This window comes from Tistrella mobilis KA081020-065, from assembly GCF_000264455.2.
Classification (GTDB): domain Bacteria; phylum Pseudomonadota; class Alphaproteobacteria; order Tistrellales; family Tistrellaceae; genus Tistrella; species Tistrella mobilis.
In genome coordinates this window covers 2,352,394-2,368,735 of the sequence record NC_017956.1, presented here as the reverse complement: position 1 = coordinate 2,368,735, position 16,342 = coordinate 2,352,394, and the positions used below count along the sequence as shown (strand labels likewise).

Annotated in this window: 13 protein-coding genes; 6 read left to right on the top strand and 7 right to left on the bottom strand. The window is 69.8% G+C overall.

Features of this window, described 5'->3' with window-relative positions; all coding sequences use genetic code 11:
* Positions 1–228 precede the first annotated feature (228 nt).
* The 4 genes from TMO_RS10715 to TMO_RS10700 all read left to right on the top strand — a co-directional run bounded on the left by TMO_RS10715 (position 229) and on the right by TMO_RS10700 (position 4,063).
* On the top strand, positions 229–960 hold the full coding sequence (locus tag TMO_RS10715; protein ID WP_014745644.1) for an FCD domain-containing protein: 732 nt from the start codon (positions 229–231) through the stop codon (positions 958–960).
* Between the two features lie 120 nt (positions 961–1,080).
* The gene (locus TMO_RS10710; protein ID WP_014745643.1) at positions 1,081–2,184 is read left to right on the top strand and encodes a C4-dicarboxylate TRAP transporter substrate-binding protein; all 1,104 of its coding nucleotides are present in this window, start codon (positions 1,081–1,083) and stop codon (positions 2,182–2,184) included.
* A complete protein-coding gene (locus TMO_RS10705) occupies positions 2,184–2,744 on the top strand; it encodes a TRAP transporter small permease subunit (RefSeq protein WP_014745642.1) in 561 nt (186 codons plus the stop codon). The genes TMO_RS10710 and TMO_RS10705 overlap by 1 nt, the downstream gene beginning before the upstream one ends.
* Positions 2,741–4,063, top strand: coding sequence for a TRAP transporter large permease (locus TMO_RS10700; RefSeq protein WP_014745641.1), 1,323 nt, complete (start codon positions 2,741–2,743; stop codon positions 4,061–4,063). The genes TMO_RS10705 and TMO_RS10700 overlap by 4 nt, the downstream gene beginning before the upstream one ends.
* 25 nt (positions 4,064–4,088) lie before the next feature.
* Here TMO_RS10700 and TMO_RS10695 read toward each other — a convergent pair whose 3' ends face one another.
* Positions 4,089–6,446, bottom strand: coding sequence for a penicillin acylase family protein (locus tag TMO_RS10695; protein WP_014745640.1), 2,358 nt, complete (start codon positions 6,444–6,446; stop codon positions 4,089–4,091).
* 175 nt (positions 6,447–6,621) lie between these two features.
* Positions 6,622–7,326 (bottom strand): glutathione S-transferase family protein, encoded by a 705-nt coding sequence (locus TMO_RS10690; protein ID WP_014745639.1) that lies wholly within the window; start codon positions 7,324–7,326, stop codon positions 6,622–6,624.
* Positions 7,327–7,475: 149 nt separating this feature from the next.
* On the opposite strand from TMO_RS10690, the gene TMO_RS10685 reads away from it, so the two are divergent.
* On the top strand, positions 7,476–9,257 hold the full coding sequence (locus tag TMO_RS10685; protein WP_014745638.1) for an SLC13 family permease: 1,782 nt from the start codon (positions 7,476–7,478) through the stop codon (positions 9,255–9,257).
* A 16-nt stretch (positions 9,258–9,273) separates the two neighbouring features.
* Complete coding sequence (locus tag TMO_RS10680; protein WP_014745637.1) at positions 9,274–9,975, top strand: glutathione S-transferase family protein; 702 nt, start codon at positions 9,274–9,276, stop codon at positions 9,973–9,975.
* Positions 9,976–9,985: 10 nt separating this feature from the next.
* Here TMO_RS10680 and TMO_RS10675 read toward each other — a convergent pair whose 3' ends face one another.
* The 5 genes from TMO_RS10675 to TMO_RS10655 all read right to left on the bottom strand — a co-directional run bounded on the left by TMO_RS10675 (position 9,986) and on the right by TMO_RS10655 (position 16,260).
* Positions 9,986–10,984, bottom strand: a complete 999-nt coding sequence (locus tag TMO_RS10675; RefSeq protein WP_014745636.1) for a DnaJ C-terminal domain-containing protein — start codon at positions 10,982–10,984, stop codon at positions 9,986–9,988.
* Positions 10,985–11,243: 259 nt separating this feature from the next.
* Positions 11,244–11,942 carry a class I SAM-dependent methyltransferase gene (locus TMO_RS10670; protein ID WP_014745635.1) on the bottom strand — a complete coding sequence of 233 codons (699 nt, stop codon included), beginning with the start codon at positions 11,940–11,942 and terminating at the stop codon, positions 11,244–11,246.
* Entirely contained in the window at positions 11,939–14,263 is a 2,325-nt protein-coding gene (locus tag TMO_RS10665; RefSeq protein WP_014745634.1) for a patatin-like protein, read from the bottom strand. Before TMO_RS10665 ends, TMO_RS10670 begins: the two co-directional genes overlap by 4 nt.
* A 319-nt stretch (positions 14,264–14,582) precedes the next feature.
* A complete protein-coding gene (locus TMO_RS10660) occupies positions 14,583–15,833 on the bottom strand; it encodes a multidrug effflux MFS transporter (RefSeq protein ID WP_051045365.1) in 1,251 nt (416 codons plus the stop codon).
* The gene (locus TMO_RS10655; protein WP_041606012.1) at positions 15,820–16,260 is read right to left on the bottom strand and encodes an OsmC family protein; all 441 of its coding nucleotides are present in this window, start codon (positions 16,258–16,260) and stop codon (positions 15,820–15,822) included. The genes TMO_RS10660 and TMO_RS10655 overlap by 14 nt, the downstream gene beginning before the upstream one ends.
* Positions 16,261–16,342: the final 82 nt, after the last annotated feature.

Sequence of the window (16,342 nt, the reverse complement as noted above, 5' to 3'; positions counted from 1 at the left end):
GGATCGTGGGGTCCGCTTATGCGGCGAACCTCCGGTTGCCGGCATCATAGCGCGGCGCTTCATCGATCCTGCATAAAAAAATCGAAATTTCGAGTCAGAACGATGTATGATGGTCTCAGATCGATTTTGCAGCGCAATATCGTGTCGCAGCAAAACATCGGCTAAGAACACGCTCCCGCCACCCGATCCCCCGAATATACCCCCTCGCCACTCAGCCGGAGGCCGCCCATGGCCGATACCCTGCCCGACCTGCCGGAGGATGCCCTGTTGCCCGATGGCGCGCGTGCCGCGACCCTGTCGCTGGAAGCGCTGGAGCGCATTCGTCAGGACATCGTGGCGGGGGCGCTGAAGCCCGACACCAAGCTGCACCTGGGCAGTATGCGTGCCCGCTATGGCGTGGGGTTGAGCCCGCTGCGCGAGGCGCTCTCGCGGCTGGCGGCCGACGGGCTGGTCTCGTTCTCGGGTCAGCGCGGCTTTCGGGTGGCGCCGGTCAGCCGGGCGGATCTCGTCGACATCACCCGCTCGCGGCAGATCATCGAGGGGGCGGCACTGCGCCTTGCCATCGCCTGCGGCGGTGATGACTGGGAGGCGGAGATCGTCACCAGCCACCATTTGCTGCGCCGGGCGACCGAGCGCCATCTGGGGGCGGGCGACGATGCCGGCTGGGCCGCCTGGGAAGAGCGGCATCGCGCCTTCCATGCGGCCCTCGTCTCCGCCTGTCCGCTCAATGCCCTCAAGAGCTTCCGGGCGCTTCTTTACGACAAGGCCGAACGCTACCGGCGGCTGATGCTGGCGGGTCCCTTCCGGGCGGAAGAGGTGTCGGCCGAACACGACCTGTTGAGGGATGCGGTGCTCGCCCGCGACCCCGACCGCGCGGTGGGGGTGCTGGAAGAGCACATCGCCATCACCGCCGACCTGCTCGACGCTGAACTCGTGCGCATGGAGGCATCGGGCGGCTGATGCTGTTCCACCACCCGCCGGCACCGGCACCGATCACGGCCTTCAAGATGTCGTGGCGACCGAGCCCACCGGAGACGGCGGTTTCTGCAATGACGGGCTCCTCCTGGGAGGAAACGACAGATGACCAATACCGCTCCGGCCTGCGGCCTTCGCCGTGGCCTGACGGCAGCGCTGGCTGTCATGGGGCTCGGCGCCCTGGTGCTGCCGGTGGCACCGGCCAGCGCCGCCGAAACCATCCCGATCACGGTGACGGCCGGCCACCCGCCGGCCTTCCTCTGGGTCAAGACCCTGAGCGAGACCTTCATCCCTGGCGTGAACAAGCGGCTGAAGGATGGCGGCGACCAGTATCGCATCGAGTGGACCGAAGCCTATGGCGGCACGGTCGCGAAGATCGGCAGCGAACTTGAGGCGATCGAGGAAGGCATCTCGGATATGGGCTTCGTCGGCACGCTGTTCGAAGCGGCCAAGATGCCCCTGCACAACGTCACCTATATGGTGCCGTTCACCACCGACAACCTGTTCCTGGTGACCCAGACCGTCACGGCCGTGTCGAAGCGCGTGCCCGAGATGGACCAGGAATGGAGCCGCTACGGCCAGATCCCGCTCGCCGGCGCCTCGCTCGACAGCTATCACCTGTTCACCAACTTCCCGGTCAAGTCGATCGACGATCTGAAGGGCCGCAAGATCGCCGCCCCCGGCCCGGCGGCGAACTGGCTGAAGGGCACCGGCGCGGTCGCCGTCGCCGGCAATCTGCAGACCTATTACAACGACATCAAGACCGGGGTGTACGAGGGCACGCTGACCTTCGCGACCGCCGCCGCGGCGGCCAAGCTGCACGAGGTGGCACCCTATATCACCAAGGTCAATATCGGCGCCCAGTTCGCCGGTGCGATCAGCGTCAATGCCGATGTCTGGGCCGATCTGCCTCAGCCGGTGAAGGATGCCATGACCGCCGAGGCGGCGATCTATGCCGACACCTTCGCCAAGGCCCAGGTCGCGCGGGTGAACGCCTCGTTCAAGACCATGCAGGATGGTGGTGCCACCATCACCGAACTCTCGCCGGCTGAGCGCAAGCGCTGGGCGGATGCCCTGCCCAATGTCTCGAAGGAATGGGCCGACGAGCTTGAAGCCAAGGGCGTTCCGGCAAAGGCGGTGGTCCAGGGCTATCTGGATGGTCTGCGTGCGGCTGGCGTTCAGCTGCCGCGCAACTGGGACCGCGAGTGATGGCAGGACCCGGCATGAGCGGGCCGGGGCGGGTGGAGACGCCCGCCACGGCGCCGCGCACCGGGCCGCTCGGCCGGGTCGCGGCCCTCGCCAGCGCCGTCGGCACCGCCTGGATCCTGGTGATGATGGTGCTGGTCAATGCCGATGTTCTGGGCCGTGCGGCCTTTGCCGCACCGCTCAGGGGCGTGCCCGAATTCGTCGGGCTCTCCATCGTCGGCATCGTCTTCCTCCAGGCGGGCCACGCGCTCGCCTCGGGGCGCTTCACCCGGTCCGATGCCCTGCTCGACCGGCTGGCGGCGGCCCGGCCGCGGGCGGCGGCGGCGCTGGATGTCGTTCATCATCTGGCGGGCGCCGCCTTCTTCGCCATCCTCGCCTGGGCGCTCTGGCCCCGGCTGTTGCGGGCGATCGAAGCCGGCGACTATGTCGGTGCTGCGGGGGATTTCACCCTGCCGGTCTGGCCGATCCGGGCGCTGATGATCGCGGGCTCCGTGCTGGTCATCGGCCTTTATCTGATCCTCGCGGCCGCGGCCGCACGCCGTGCCGCAGGGGGGCGGTCATGACCGGTCTTGAAATCGGCCTGCTGTCGATCCTGGCGCTGCTGCTGTTGATCTGGGCGGGCATGCATGTCTCGGTCGCCCTCGGCCTGGTGTCGCTGCTGGCGATCTGGGAAGTGCGCGGCCGCTGGTCGGTCGCCGCCGCCGCCATCGCCCAGGCGGCGCTGGATTCGATCGACAGCTATGTCTTCGGCGTGGTGCCGCTTTTCGTGCTGATGGGCTATCTGGTCGGCGTCTCGGATCTGGGGCGCGATGCCTTCCGTCTGGCCGATCGGGTGGTCGGGCGGCTGCGCGGCGGCATGGGGGTGGCGACCGTCGGCGCCAATGCCGCCTTCGCCGCGGTCACCGGCATCTCGATCGCCTCGGCCGCGGTCTTCACCAAGGTGGCGGTGCCCGAGATGATGCGCCTCGGCTATCTGCCGCGCTTTGCGGTGGGCGTGGTCGCAGGCTCCTCGGTGCTCGGTATGCTTATCCCGCCCAGCCTGCTGCTGATCCTCTATGCCGTCGTCGCCGAACAGTCGGTGGGCGATATGTTCCTGGCCGGCATCGGCCCGGGGCTGCTGATGGCGCTGGTCTTCGGTATCTATATCGTGCTTCTCGCCCGCTTCCGCCCCGACCGGGTGCAGCCGCTGGCGGCGGCCCAGGCCGCAGCCGCCGCCCGCCGCGACCGTCCCGGCAATGTCTTCGCCGAAGGCGCGCCCCTGGTCGGGCTGATCGCCCTGGTGCTGGGCGGGATCTATGGCGGGCTCTTCACCCCCACCGAGGCCGGTGCGGTGGGCGCTGCCGGCGCGTTGCTGGTCGCGGTCGCCCGCAAGCGGATGGATGCCCGGGGCTTCTGGAAGGTGCTGGTGGAGACCGGCCATGTCACGGCGTCGATCTCGCTGCTGATCATCGCGGCCTCGCTCTACAGCCGCATGCTGGCGCTGACCGGCGTGCCCGAGGCGATGGGCGCGCTCTTCGCCGATGCCGGGCTCGGCCCGGTGGGCTTCCTGGTGGTCTATGTCGCCATCGCCGTCCTGCTCGGCACCATCCTCGATTCCAGCTCCATCCTGCTGATCCTGGTGCCGCTGGCCCTGCCGGTGGTCGACGGCTTCGGCATGAACCTGGTCTGGTTCGGCGTGGTGACGGTGATCGCGGTCGAGGTGGGGCTGCTGACCCCGCCTCTCGGCCTCTCGGTCTTCGTCATCCGCTCGACGCTCGACGACCCTCGCATCACGCTGGGCGACGTCTTCGCCGGCGCCTTGCCCTTCGCCATGCTGATGCTGCTGGTGATCCTGCTGATCAGCCTGATGCCGGCAATCGCGATCGCGCCGGTCGGGTGGTGATGCCACACGACCGGCAGTGCGGACCTCACCCCTCTGGGGTGAGGTCCAGCCGCCGCGGGAAGCGTTCGGCCACGGCGGGCGGGGTCAGCGGCAGTTTCAGATAGTCGCCCCCGCGCCAGAGCGGCACCTGATCGGCGAAGGTGCTGGAGCCGAGCCAGCCGTCCTGGCCGCCCAGAAGCACGAACCAGTTGGCATCCGGGTCGCCCATGTCAGAGACATGGCGCGACTGGGCGCCATAGCGGGCGGCGTGCAGCTCTTCCACCAGATCGTGGGCGGTCTTCATCGGCGTCTCGCGCGATCCGCCGACCGGCCAGTCGCCATAGGTGAAGAAGCTGCCGATCACCGGGGCCTGGCCCAGCAGATGCGACAGGCGCAACCGGTGCATGTCGCCCCAGGCGGGATAGTCGGCGAGCGCCGCATCGGCGGCGGCGAGGCCGTCCTCCAGGATCCGGCGGCGTTCGGCTTCGGGCAGAGCCGCCAGGTCGGCCGCCAGATAGCGGTTGAGCTGGGTCCAGCTGGAGGCGAAGGCAAAGCGGCCGTCGGTCGCTTCGGCCCCGCCATAGACCCCCGCCGCCACGCGTGAGAGCAGCACTTCGAAGGCGACCGGTGCCGCGGCATCGGCGGCATAGGCGCCGTCCCAGCCGGTGATCAGCTCCAGACTGCGGTGATTTCCGGCGACGCCGGCATCCCGCGCGGCTGCGGCCAGCATCGCCGCCAGCGCCTCGGCGAAATCCGAGGTCACATCCTGCTGCAGCCGTTTCAGATCGTCGACCGACACCGGCGCGGTGTCGCGCACCACGCTCTGCAGGTGCCGCACCCGTTCATCGGCCGAGAAGAACAACCCGATCGGCACCAGCCGGTCGGTATCGGTCGGCCGGTTGTTGGCGCTGGCCAGGAAGCCGGCCGCGGGGTCGCGGGCCGCCGGCAGTTCGCCGGCATCGACGAAGCGCGCCCAGTCGCGATCCGGGTCGCCGGCGCGCGCCACCAGATCCTGCGGGATGCCGTCGGGCCGGACCGGCAGCCGGGCCGCCAGCACCTGGCCGACATGGCCGTCGGTGTCCACCCACAGCATGTTCTGCGCCGAAACCGCATAGCGGCCGGCAAAGGCGGCGCGGAATTCCTCGCCGGTGCGGGCGCGCATGGCGCCGAGCAGGGCGCCGATCTCGTCGGAGACGTCATGGCCCAGCCAGCGCAGCGCGATCGCCTCGCCGGGGCGCGACGGGATCATCTCGCTGTCGGACACGACCGGGCCATAGGGCGAGACGCGGACGGTCACGGTCTTATCGAACCAGAAGCGGGTGCGGATGGTGTGGGTCTCGGTCCGGAAGGCATCGGCGGGCAGGGCTGACACGTCGTACAGCTCGCTCGACAGCGCCCGCATATTGGTGCCGCCCCAGGCGAGATGCGGGCTGCGGCCGACGGCGACGAAGGGCAGCCCCGGCGGCATCATGCCCACCGCCTGATAGGAGGGGGAGCGCATGCCCGCCAACAGCCAGAAATTCGGCAGGCTCATGCCCAGATGCGGGTCGTTGGCGATGATCGCCGATCCGCTTTCGGTCATCTGCCCCGAGACCGCCACCGAATTCGATCCGGTGCGCGACAGCCCGGCGAGTTCGGTCAGCAGACGTTCCAGCCGCGCATGGGTCTCGTTGGCGGGAAAGCTGACCACGCTGCCATGGCCGGCATCGGTGGCGCGGGCCCAGGTTTCGCGCCAGCGCGGATCCTGCGGGCCGTTGCGCGCACGCTCGCGCAGCAGCCCGGCCCAGGCCAGCCAGTTGATGTCGGTGCCGGCCAGCCGGCCGATGGTCAGGACGTCTTCCACCGTCCAGGGTTCGGCCCGGATGCCCAGCAGGCCGAATTCCGGCGGCCAGGGGCCACCGGCCCGGGCCAGGCGGTCCTGATAGTCGTTCAGCCCCTTCACGAAGGCCTCGACCCAGATGCGGGTATCGGGCGCGAGCGCCTGCGCTGTCGCGGCCGAGCCGCGACCGAAGCCCAGGATGCGCAGCGCATGATCGATGTCGTTGGCGACCGGCCCGCCCATTTCCGACAGCCGGCCCTGCGATACCCGCTTCATCAGGCTGATCTGCGCCAGGCGCAGATGGGCATGGACCAGACCCAGCGTATAGGCCAGGTCGCGATCGGTTTCCGCCTCGATGAACGGCACCTGTTCGTCCGACCAGCGCAGCGTGACCGGCCGTTCCAGGTCGAGCCCGGTGGTCGGGAAGGCGGCAATGCGTTGATCGACCGTGACCGGCTTGGGGTCGAGCGCCGCGCAGCCCGGCAAGATCAGGGCCGCCAGGGCCGCGAAGGTGCGGGCACGCCTGCCGGCGGGCCGGCGGAACGGCCGGCGGCGGCTGGCAGTGGCGGTCGATCGATCGGTCATGCGCGGACTCCGGCCTGGTCGGACAGCGACGGGATGATGGACGAGAGAGGTGGGGCGGGCCTGTCCATCCTGCACCAGGAGATGAGGCAGGATGGTGACGATCGGCACACCCCGAACCGTCTCACTCAACTTACGCCGTCACCGGAGGCCCGGATCAGCGCGCCGGCCATCGATATCAACGCTTCTGATACTGGGCGGCGCCGAACAGGGTCTGGAAGGCCTTGGGGTCGGTGGCGCTGCCGCTGCGCAGCTCCTTGCCGACATCCAGCCCCTTCGAGACCGCGGGCCGTGCCTTCATGGTCTCGTACCAGCGTTTCAGATGCGGGCGTTCATCGAAAGACTGGCCCTGGCGCTCATGCGGCACGATCCAGGGGAAGATCGCGATGTCGGCGATGGAATAATCGTCGCCCGCAACCCAGTCGGTTTCCGAGAGCCGCTTGTCCAGCACGTTGTAAAGCCGGCCCGCTTCGTTGGTGTAGCGGTCGATGGCGTACTGGATCTTCTCGGGCGCGTACTGGCGGAAATGATGCGCCTGGCCCAGCATCGGCCCGATACCGCCCATCTGGAACATCAGCCACTCCAGCACCGCATAGCGGCCGCGGGGGTCGGCCGGCATCAACCGGCCGGTCTTCTCGGCCAGATAGATCAGGATCGCCCCGGATTCGAAGATCGAGATCGGCCGACCTTCCGGACCCTCGGGATCGATGATCGCCGGCATCTTGTTGTTCGGGCTGAATTTCAGGAAGTCGGGCTGGAACTGGTCGCCGGCACCGATGTTGACCGGCCTGACCGTATAGGGCAGGCCCAGTTCCTCAAGCGCAATGGAGATCTTCCATCCATTGGGGGTCGGCCAGTAGAACAGGTCGATCGGGCTGGTCATGCGATCCTCGCGAGAATTCGATGGAGCTGCAGGGGGAGATGAGGTGCGCCAAGCCTGCGACAAGCAGCCCTCCGGCACAACAGCGTTGACCGAAGACGGCGCATCGGCAACCCTCGAACCCAAGCATGGCCGCCCGGAAAGACACCTGAATGACCCTGGACCAGATCCTGATCAGTGCGCTGCTCGTCATCGCGCTGGTCCTGTTCGTGCTCGGGCGGCCGCGCTACGACCTCGTAGCCCTGGGCACGCTGCTGACAGGCGTGGTGCTGGGGCTGGTCCCGGCGAAGGACGCCTTCTCGGGCTTCGGCCATGATGCGGTGATCACCGTCGCCGCCGTGCTGGCGATCAGCAGGGCGCTGGCCCTGACCGGGGCGCTGGAACCGCTGACCGGCCTGGTGCGCAAGGCCTCGGCCAACACCGTGACCCATATCCTCGTTCTCTGCGGCATCGGCGCGGTGATCTCGGCCTTCATGAACAATGTCGGCGCTTTGGCCCTGCTGATGCCGATCGCCATCCAGAGCACCACCAAGGCCGGACGGTCGCCTGCCGGCGTGCTGATGCCGCTCGCCTTCTCCACGGTGCTGGGCGGCATGGTCACCCTGATCGGCACGCCCCCCAACGTCATCGTCTCGGGCTTTCGCGCCCAGGCGATGGGGGAGCCCTATCACCTGCTCGATTTCGCCTGGGTCGGCCTGCCGGCGGCACTCGCCGGGCTGGTCTATATGGCGGTGCTCGGCTGGCGGCTGATCCCGGGCGACCGGCTGGGCAAGGGGGCCGTCGCCGATCTGATGGATGTCGGCGCCTATATGACCGAGCTGACCGTCAAGCCCGGCTCCCCGCTGATCGACCGCACGGTGGGCGAGGCGGAAGCGTCCTGGACCGACAGCGATCTGACGGTGGTGGGGCTGATCCGCGACGACCGGCGCATCTTCGGGGCCATGGCCCGGCAGAAGATCACCGAGGGCGACGTGTTGCTGGTGCGCGGCGAAAGCGAGGCGATCACCCGCCGCGCCCGGGCGGCGGGGCTGGATTTCGCGGCGTCCGAACGTCCCTCGGCCGAACATCTTCAGTCCCAGGATGTCGTGATGGCCGAGGTGGTGGTGGGTGTCGGCTCGCCGCTGATCGGCCGCCATGCGGGCGAGCTGGGCCTGCGCGAGACCTATGGCATCAACCTGCTGGCGCTGTCGCGTGAAGGCGCCGCCATCCGCTCCCGTCTCGGACGGGTGCGGATGCAGATCGGCGACGTGCTGCTGCTGCAGGGCGATTCCCGCCGGCTTCAGGCGGTGATGGCCGATCTGCGCTGCCTGCCGCTGGTGGAGCGCGACATCATCAAGCACGATCAGCGCCGCGGCCGGATTGCGCTCGGTCTGTTCGGCGCCGGCATCGCGCTTGCGGCATCCGGCCTGCTGCCGGCGGCGGTCGCCTTCGCCATGGTCGTGCTCGGGCTGGTGGTCACCAACGCCCTGCCGGTGCGCGAACTCTATACCGGCATCGAATGGCCGGTGATCGTGCTGCTGGGCGCGATGATCCCGCTCGGCGCAGCGCTGGAAAGCACGGGTGTGACCGGGCTGATCGCCGACGGCATTGTCGGCCTCGGCGGCGATGTGCCGGTCTGGGTTCTGCTGGCCGCCCTGCTGGTCGTGACCATGACGCTGTCCGACATCCTGAACAATGCCGCGACCGCGGTGATCATGGCGCCGATTTCCATCGCGGTCGCCCAGGGCATCGGCGTCTCGCCCGATCCCTTCCTGATGGCGGTGGCGATCGGCGCGTCTTCGTCTTTCCTCACCCCCATCGGGCACCAGAACAACGCCCTGGTCATGGGCCCGGGCGGCTATCATTTCGGCGATTACTGGCGGGTCGGCCTGCCGCTGGAGATCGTTGTCGCGGCGGTCTCCGTGCCGCTGCTGCTTCTGTTCTGGCCGCTCTGAGGACCGCTTTCCCGTCATGACCCGCAAGCCTGCCGACGCCGCCCGTGCCAATCCTGCACGCGCGATCGCCTTTCATCCGGGCGACACGCCCGATGGCGGGGCGGTCTCGCTCGCGCTTGCCGAACTGCGCCGGCCGGTGGTCGATCTGGCGCCGGTCGATCCGGTGATCGACCCGGCGGTCGCGGTCTTCATGGGCGACTGCCCCATGGCCTTCCGGCCGCCGGTGGTGGCGATCGCAGGCGGCGCGCCGATCGTCGGTGCGGCGGCGATCCTGGCGGCCCTGGCCGCGGCGGAGCCGTCGAAGCTGCTGCCGCGGCGCCCGGCCGAGCGGGCGGTGGCCGAACACTGGTCGGCCTGGATCGAGACCGATCTGGTGCCGCCGATGATGGCGTCGATCGCGCTCCGTCGCCTGGCGCCCCGCCATCTGCCCGAGGCGATCGAGCAGGCCCGCCAGGTGCTGAAGGACCGGGTGGCCCGGGTCGAGGCGGCGCTCGAAGACGGGCCGACGCTCGCCGGGCGCTGGTCCGTCGCTGACATGCGGCTGATGGCCTGGCTGCACCGGGCCGACTGGGTCGGGCTGGGCCTGGGCTCGCGGCCGGCGCTCGGCGCCTTTGCCGACCGTGCCTATGCAAAGCCGCGGATCGTTCTGGCGCTGGCTGCAACGAAACGGCCCCCCGTGATCGTGGATCACGAGGGGCGTGAAGGGCAGGGGGCGTGACCGCCGGTGGTCAGCCCTTGAGGTTGCGCCGCGGGTCGAGCTGGGGATGGGCCTCGGCCCAGTCCTTGACCGCTGCCTGAAGCGCCGGGTCGGGCTGGTCGGGCAGCACGATCTTCAGATGCACATACAGATCGCCCACGCCGCTGCGGGCCGGCACGCCCTTGCCCTTCAACCGTAGCTTGCGGCCGCTGCTGCTGCCGGCCGGCACGGTGATCCGGGCCTGGCCGTCCAGGGTGGGCACGTCGACCTTGGCCCCCAGCACCGCTTCGGCGAGCGTCACCGGCAGGTCCAGATGGATGTCGTTGCCCTCGCGTCGGAAGGTCGGGTGCGGGGCCACCTCCAGGCGCACGATCAGGTCGCCGCCGCCCTGGCCCTTGCCGCGGAGGCGCAGCTTGGTGCCGTCGGTGGCGCCAGCGGGGATCTTCAGGTCCAGCTCACCGGCGCCGCTCAGCGAAATCCGCCGGGTGGCGCCCAGCGCCGCCTCTGTGAAGCTGACGGTGATCCGCGCTTCCGTGTCGGGCACGCTACCGCCCATACCGGGACCACCCCTTCCGGGCCCACCCCCTCCGGCACCACCCATGCCGGCACCTCCCATGTCCGAAAATCCACCGGCGCGCGGCCCGCGGCCGCCCAGGATTTCCTCGAACAGGTCGGCGAACCCGCCGCCGAAGCCGCCATTGCGGCCGTCGAAATGGGTCTCGAAGCCGCTGAACCCGGCATTGCGCCCACCGCCGAAGCCGCCGGCTCCGAACCCGCCGCCACCGAAACCGGCGGCAACGCGCTCGCGGCCTTCCTCGTCGATCTCGCCCGCGTCATAGCGCTTGCGCTGCGCCGGGTCGCCCAGGATGTGCCAGGCGGCGCTGATCTGCTTGAATTTCTCTTCGGCCGCCTTGTCACCCGGGCGGCTGTCCGGGTGATATTTCTTGGCCAGTTTGCGATAGGCGGATTTGATCTCGGCATCACTCGCGGTCGACGCGACGCCCAGACGGTCGTACAGGATCCGGCTCACCGCTCGATGCTCCTCATGCTCTCTCGTGTCAAAGCCATGCGTGCGTGCCGGCGGGCCGCATCCCCTGCCGGGTGCCCCTGGCGGGGCCTCCCGGTGAACGGGCGGTGCCGCGCAGCCAGCCGCCGGACGGATCTGTCCGCACGGTATGGCGCGCGTCGCCTGCCGGCGCGAGCTGTCGCCTGATATTTAGGCATTCGGGTCCCGCTGCGCAATCTGGTGCCGCGGGAATGTTTGCGACGTCGTCAGGCCAGGGGGGCGGTCAGGCCAGGGGGGCGGGCAGAACCCGCCAGACCGTGGTCCGGCGCTGGGGCTTGTCTTCGATTTCGATCACCGTCGGCACGTCGATCACGGCCAGCGCCTCCACCCCGTCGCGGGGGGCATAGGCGCGGGCGGGGTCGCCCAGCAGCACCAGAACGCCATCGCCGGCCAGCGCCCGCAGCCAGGCGAAAACCCGTTCCGCCATCGGTTTTTCGTAGCAGACATCGCCCGCCATCACGATTTCGGGCCTGCCCGGCGGCGGCAGCTGCCCGACCAGATCTTCCGTCAGGGTGGTGATCTCGGCACCGTTGATGCGGGCATTCAGCCGCGCCGCCGCCGTGGCGAAGGGGTCGATGTCGACCGCATCCACCCGTGCCGCGCCGGCAAGGGCGGCCGCGATCGCGGCGACCCCGCCGCCGGTCGCGAAATCCATCACCCGCCGGCCCCGCACCAGTTCGGGCCGGTCCAGCACCAGCCGGGCCACGGCCTGGCCGCCGGCCCAGGCGAAGGCCCAGAAGGGCGGCGGCAGGCCGGCCTCGGCCAGCCGGGTTTCGGTCGCCTCCCAGAGCGGCGTCACCTCGCTTGCAAGATGCAGTCGGATTTCGGGCAGCAGGGGCGGTGCAGAGGGCAGGGTGGCGCCAGCTACGAAGGCTTCGGCATCGGCGGCAGAAAGGCCTGATCGGTGGCGGTCGTCGGTCATGTGCGGCTGTCCTCGATCTGATCGATGCGGATACGCAGGTCGCGGATCAGATCGGCCGCCTGCGGCAGATGGGGGGCTTCCATCTCCAGGATTGCACGAAACAGCCGGCATTTCGCCGGCACCGGATCGGGGGGCGTTGCGACACCGGCCCTGGTTGCGGCATCGACCAGCAGGTCGACCATGCGCTCCGCCCCATGCAGCCGGCCCCACAGATAGTCGTTCTCGCGCCAGGCCCGGCTGAAAAAGGCGCCGAAATGCTGCATGCCGATGCCCTTCAGCGTGGCGGCGGCGCCGCCCGGCTCCAGCAGCCGGGCATCGTCGGGGCTGATCCGCATCACGCCCACGGTCTGCGAGGGGTCCTGTTCGGCGCCGTCCAGAAGCGGCAGCAGCAGCACGTCCAGCCAGGCGAAACCGACATGGGCGGCAATCAGCCGGCGGCGGTGGATCAGGCCGAAGCCCTTGCCGGCATCCAGCGCCGCCAGCCGCGCGTCCAGTGCCCGGGTGGCGTCGATCAGCGCCAGCATTTTGGCCACCTCGCCCGCCGCCTCTTCCGGCGCCAGGCTCGCAACCCCGGCGGCCGCCTCGCCGCCGCCGCTGGCGCTGCGCTCGATCCGGGCGAGCAGGGCATAAAGATCGGCTTTCAGGCCGGCGAGGGCGTCGGGCGGCGGCGGGTTGTCGCCATCGGCGATCATGTTCACCACCCGCAGCAGGAAGCGCAGCCGCCGCCCCGCGAAGGCCGCATCGAAGCGGCGAAGGAAGGCGACCGGCCCGTCGCGCTCGGCCAGGGCGCGCACCGCGGGGACCAGCTCGGCCCGTGCCGTGCCGGCAAGCGGTGCGGCATCATCGCCCGCCAGCCCCGAAATGCGGGCGATCAGCAGGGCCAGCGCCTCGATCTCGCGGCCGGTCTTGAGGCGCAGATAGGCGTCATAAGTAAAACCGGCATCGGCACGCGCGGCCTCGTGGCCGGCCTCGCGGGCGATCGCCACCGCCTCGGCGTCCGATCCGGCGTCCAGCGCCGGCCCTGCGACGTCATGGACCCGGGCCTCGATCCGCCGCCAGGTCCGGCTCAGCGCATCCTGAATCTCGATGGCGCGGCGGTTGCCTTCGGCGATGTGCTCCAGCTCGTCGCGGATCGGCTCGTGGCGGGGGATGTCGGTCATTGCCGCCTTCATCGCCCCCAGGAAGCCCGGTGCGCGCAGATGGCCGTTCTCCAGCGCCAGATGGTCGCGGGGATGCGGGTCGACATAGACCAGCCGCCGGTCCACCGGCCGGCTTGCGGGATGGATCGGGATCCGCTCGATCGCCGCACCGAAAGGCTTGTTGTCGAGCACGGCGCCGTCGATCAGCCAGATCTTTTCAGGATCCACCCCGCCGCGCGCCTGGGCCGCGAAGCAGCCGGCGACGAAGCGCTGCCGGTCGGGCCAGCCGAGCCCGCGGGCGGCGAGCGCCTCGTCGATCTCGGCCAGATGGGCGGGCGGAAAGGCACCTGGGAAGGATGATGTCGCGCGCATGGCGAAGGCGAGCGCCGGCAGGCTGCCCGGGCCGAAATCGTCGCGGCGCACGCCGCTGCCGTCCTGCAGATAGGCGAAACTTAGCCGGTGGCGGTGGTCGCGCTCGGTCACCCAGGGCGGGTCCCCCACCGCCACCCGGCGGGGATGGCCGTGGAAATCGGTCGCGGTGACGACCAGATCGAGCGGCACGCCCCGTGGCATCAGCGATGGCGCCGCACCGGCGGCGACCAGATGCGGATCGGCCGGGGTCTGGGCGGTCAGGGCATCGAAGAACCGGCCGGCGAGGCCCGGTCCGTCGAAAGGCGGTTCGAACCAGCGGGCCCGCAGGAAGCGCGAGAGCTTTTCGGCGAAATCGGCTTCCGCCGCGGCCGAGGGGCCGAGCGCCAGCCGGCGGGCGATCGGTAGCAGAGGCCGCAGCACCAGCTTGGAAAACGGGCCGGCGCGGTTGCGCTCGGCCGTCAGCGCATCGACATCCGCCCCGTCCAGCCAGAGCGCGCGCAGGGGCTCCAGCGTCAGGTCATGGGCGAGTGCGCGGGCAAGGGTGACGGCATTGACGCCGCCGGCCGAGGCGCCGGACAGGATGTCGATCACCACCCGGATCGGCCGGTCGCGGCCGATATCCGCCAGCAGACCGGCATAGACCTGTTCGACCGGGTCGAGACGCCCCTCAGGCCGGCCGTGGCGGGCCGCGCCGACACGTTCCGACGCCCTGACCAGCCCGGCCAGTTCGCGTGTGACGCCATGAATATAGACGGCGAGCGAGATGCCGCCGAAGCAGACGACCGCCAGCCTGAGTTCGATCTCGCGCATTTCCCCAGGGTCCTTCCGGCGCCGTTCTGCCGCGGCGCTTTGTTCTGGCCTGCATCGTCGCGCAGTGCGAAAGGGGCGGCAAGCCCGGCGGTGACCGGCCCGGGGCGGGATGACCGGAATTTTTCAGGAATGTCCCGGGTTCTTGATACAGGTCAAAGCCGGCACCCGCGCCAGACGGCATCTTGTCTCTCGTGACCCACGTCTCCGGTCGCCGCCGGTCTACCGGACCACCGGCGCGGCCGACACTTCGGGGACCGCACCTTCTGGCTCGGTGCGGTCCCTTTTTTTATGTGGATCGGGTTTTTGTGCGGGGCGGGACCTATCCGGGGCGGCGCTCTGCGCCCCAGGCGATCCGGGTGCAGAGAAGCGTGCCGACCCCGCAGCCGACCAGCACGAAGACCAGCGGCCAGGCATCGTCGGCGCGGGTCCAGCCGATCACCTGAGAGGCGACGGCGCCGCCGCCCATCTGAAGAAACCCGGCCAGCCCGGCCGCCGCACCGACATTGCCGGTGCCGCCCGCCACCAGGGCGCGGGCGGTGGCATTGGGCAGGATGATGCCGTTGGCGAGCGCGATGCCGGTCATCGGCAGGAAGATGGTCATCGGCGCCATCGGCAGCAGGCCGGCCGCCAGGATCAGCGAGCCGTAGCCGGCAACCGCCGCAATCGCGCCCGCGGCCAGCATGCGCATCGGCCCGACGCGCGAGGCGAGGCGCGCGGTGATGATGTTGCCGATCATGTAGCCGCCCGAGGCGACGATATACCAGAGCCCGAATTCCGCCGGGGTGCGGCCCATCAGTTCGATGATCACATAGGGCGCGCCGGCGACGAAGGCGAAGAAGGCGGCGGTGCCGAAACCGGCGGCGCCGGCATGGCCCAGGAAGCCGCGATCGGCCAGCAGGCCGCGATAGGCGCGCAGCATGGGCGCCAGGCCCGGCATCGGCCGGCGGTCGTGATGGGTTTCGGGCAGGCGCAGGGTCACCGCCACGAAGATCGCGGCGGCGATCGAGGTGATGACCCAGAACCCGGCCCGCCAGCCCAGCCATTGATCGGCATAGCCGCCGACCGCGGGGGTCAGCATCGGCGCCAGCATCATGGCGAGCGTGACGGTGGCGATCCGCGACGCCGCCTCGGACGGATCATGGCGGTCGCGGATCATCGCCCGGCCCAGCACCAGGCCGGAACAGCCGCCGATCGCCTGCAGCACCCGGCCGCTGACCAGCTGCACGGCATCTTCGGCAAAACCCGCGACGACACTGCCCAGCGCCAGGCACAGCATGCCGAAGATCAGCGGCGGCTTGCGGCCGAAGCGGTCGGAAACCGGGCCATAGATCAGCTGGGCCCCGGCCAGCGCCACCAGATAAAGGGTGAGGGTCAGCTGGATCGCGGCATCGCTGAGGCCCAGCCCGCGCTGCGCCGCCGGCATCGACGGCACGAACAGGTTGAGCGCCACCGGCCCGATCGCGGTGATGACCACCAGGATCCAGAGCGGCGCGTCGCGACCCGGCCTGCCGTCCGCCGGGCTGCCGACGGTCGCTGCACGCAGTTCAGGCGGTGTGTCAGACCTCGGCATCGCGGGCTGCCGCTGCCGGCCGTATCTCGAAGACGTGCTCGATGTCGGCGGTCTTGCCCATCATGATCGAGGCCGAGCAGTATTTCTCGGCCGACAGCTTGATCGCCCGGTCGACCTTGGCCGGGTCCAGTCCGTCGCCATAGACCACATAGCGCACGGTGATCTTCGTATAGACCTTGGGGTCGGTCTCGGCGCGGTCGCCTTCGATCTCCAGCCGGCAGCCCTGGATCGGCTGGCGACCCTTCTTCAGGATCTGGACGACATCGAAGGCGCTGCAGCCGCCCATGCCGAGCAGCAGCATCTCCATCGGCCGGATGCCGTGATCGCGGCCGCCATGCTGGGCGGCCCCGTCCATCACCACCGTATGTCCCGAGCCGCTTTCGCCCACGAACATCATGCCGTCCAGCCAGGACACGCGCGCGGTCATCGTCGTCATCGTCATCCGTCCAATCACACCGGGTCCGTATGGCGGACCATTCATCCCGTCACCCGCATTTTCGGGCGGCCGT

Bases quoted from the DNA above. Each gene is read 5' to 3' on its own strand.
- TMO_RS10705 (WP_014745642.1), top strand. From the start codon at position 2,184: ATGGCAGGACCCGGCATGAGCGGGCCGGGGCGGGTGGAGACGCCCGCC.
- TMO_RS10665 (WP_014745634.1), bottom strand. From the start codon at position 14,263: ATGCGCGAGATCGAACTCAGGCTGGCGGTCGTCTGCTTCGGCGGCATC.
- TMO_RS10685 (WP_014745638.1), top strand. From the start codon at position 7,476: ATGACCCTGGACCAGATCCTGATCAGTGCGCTGCTCGTCATCGCGCTG.
- TMO_RS10700 (WP_014745641.1), top strand. From the start codon at position 2,741: ATGACCGGTCTTGAAATCGGCCTGCTGTCGATCCTGGCGCTGCTGCTG.
- TMO_RS10655 (WP_041606012.1), bottom strand. From the start codon at position 16,260: ATGACCGCGCGCGTGTCCTGGCTGGACGGCATGATGTTCGTGGGCGAA.
- TMO_RS10715 (WP_014745644.1), top strand. From the start codon at position 229: ATGGCCGATACCCTGCCCGACCTGCCGGAGGATGCCCTGTTGCCCGAT.
- TMO_RS10710 (WP_014745643.1), top strand. From the start codon at position 1,081: ATGACCAATACCGCTCCGGCCTGCGGCCTTCGCCGTGGCCTGACGGCA.
- TMO_RS10695 (WP_014745640.1), bottom strand. From the start codon at position 6,446: ATGACCGATCGATCGACCGCCACTGCCAGCCGCCGCCGGCCGTTCCGC.
- TMO_RS10670 (WP_014745635.1), bottom strand. From the start codon at position 11,942: ATGACCGACGACCGCCACCGATCAGGCCTTTCTGCCGCCGATGCCGAA.
- TMO_RS10690 (WP_014745639.1), bottom strand. From the start codon at position 7,326: ATGACCAGCCCGATCGACCTGTTCTACTGGCCGACCCCCAATGGATGG.
- TMO_RS10680 (WP_014745637.1), top strand. From the start codon at position 9,274: ATGACCCGCAAGCCTGCCGACGCCGCCCGTGCCAATCCTGCACGCGCG.
- TMO_RS10660 (WP_051045365.1), bottom strand. From the start codon at position 15,833: ATGCCGAGGTCTGACACACCGCCTGAACTGCGTGCAGCGACCGTCGGC.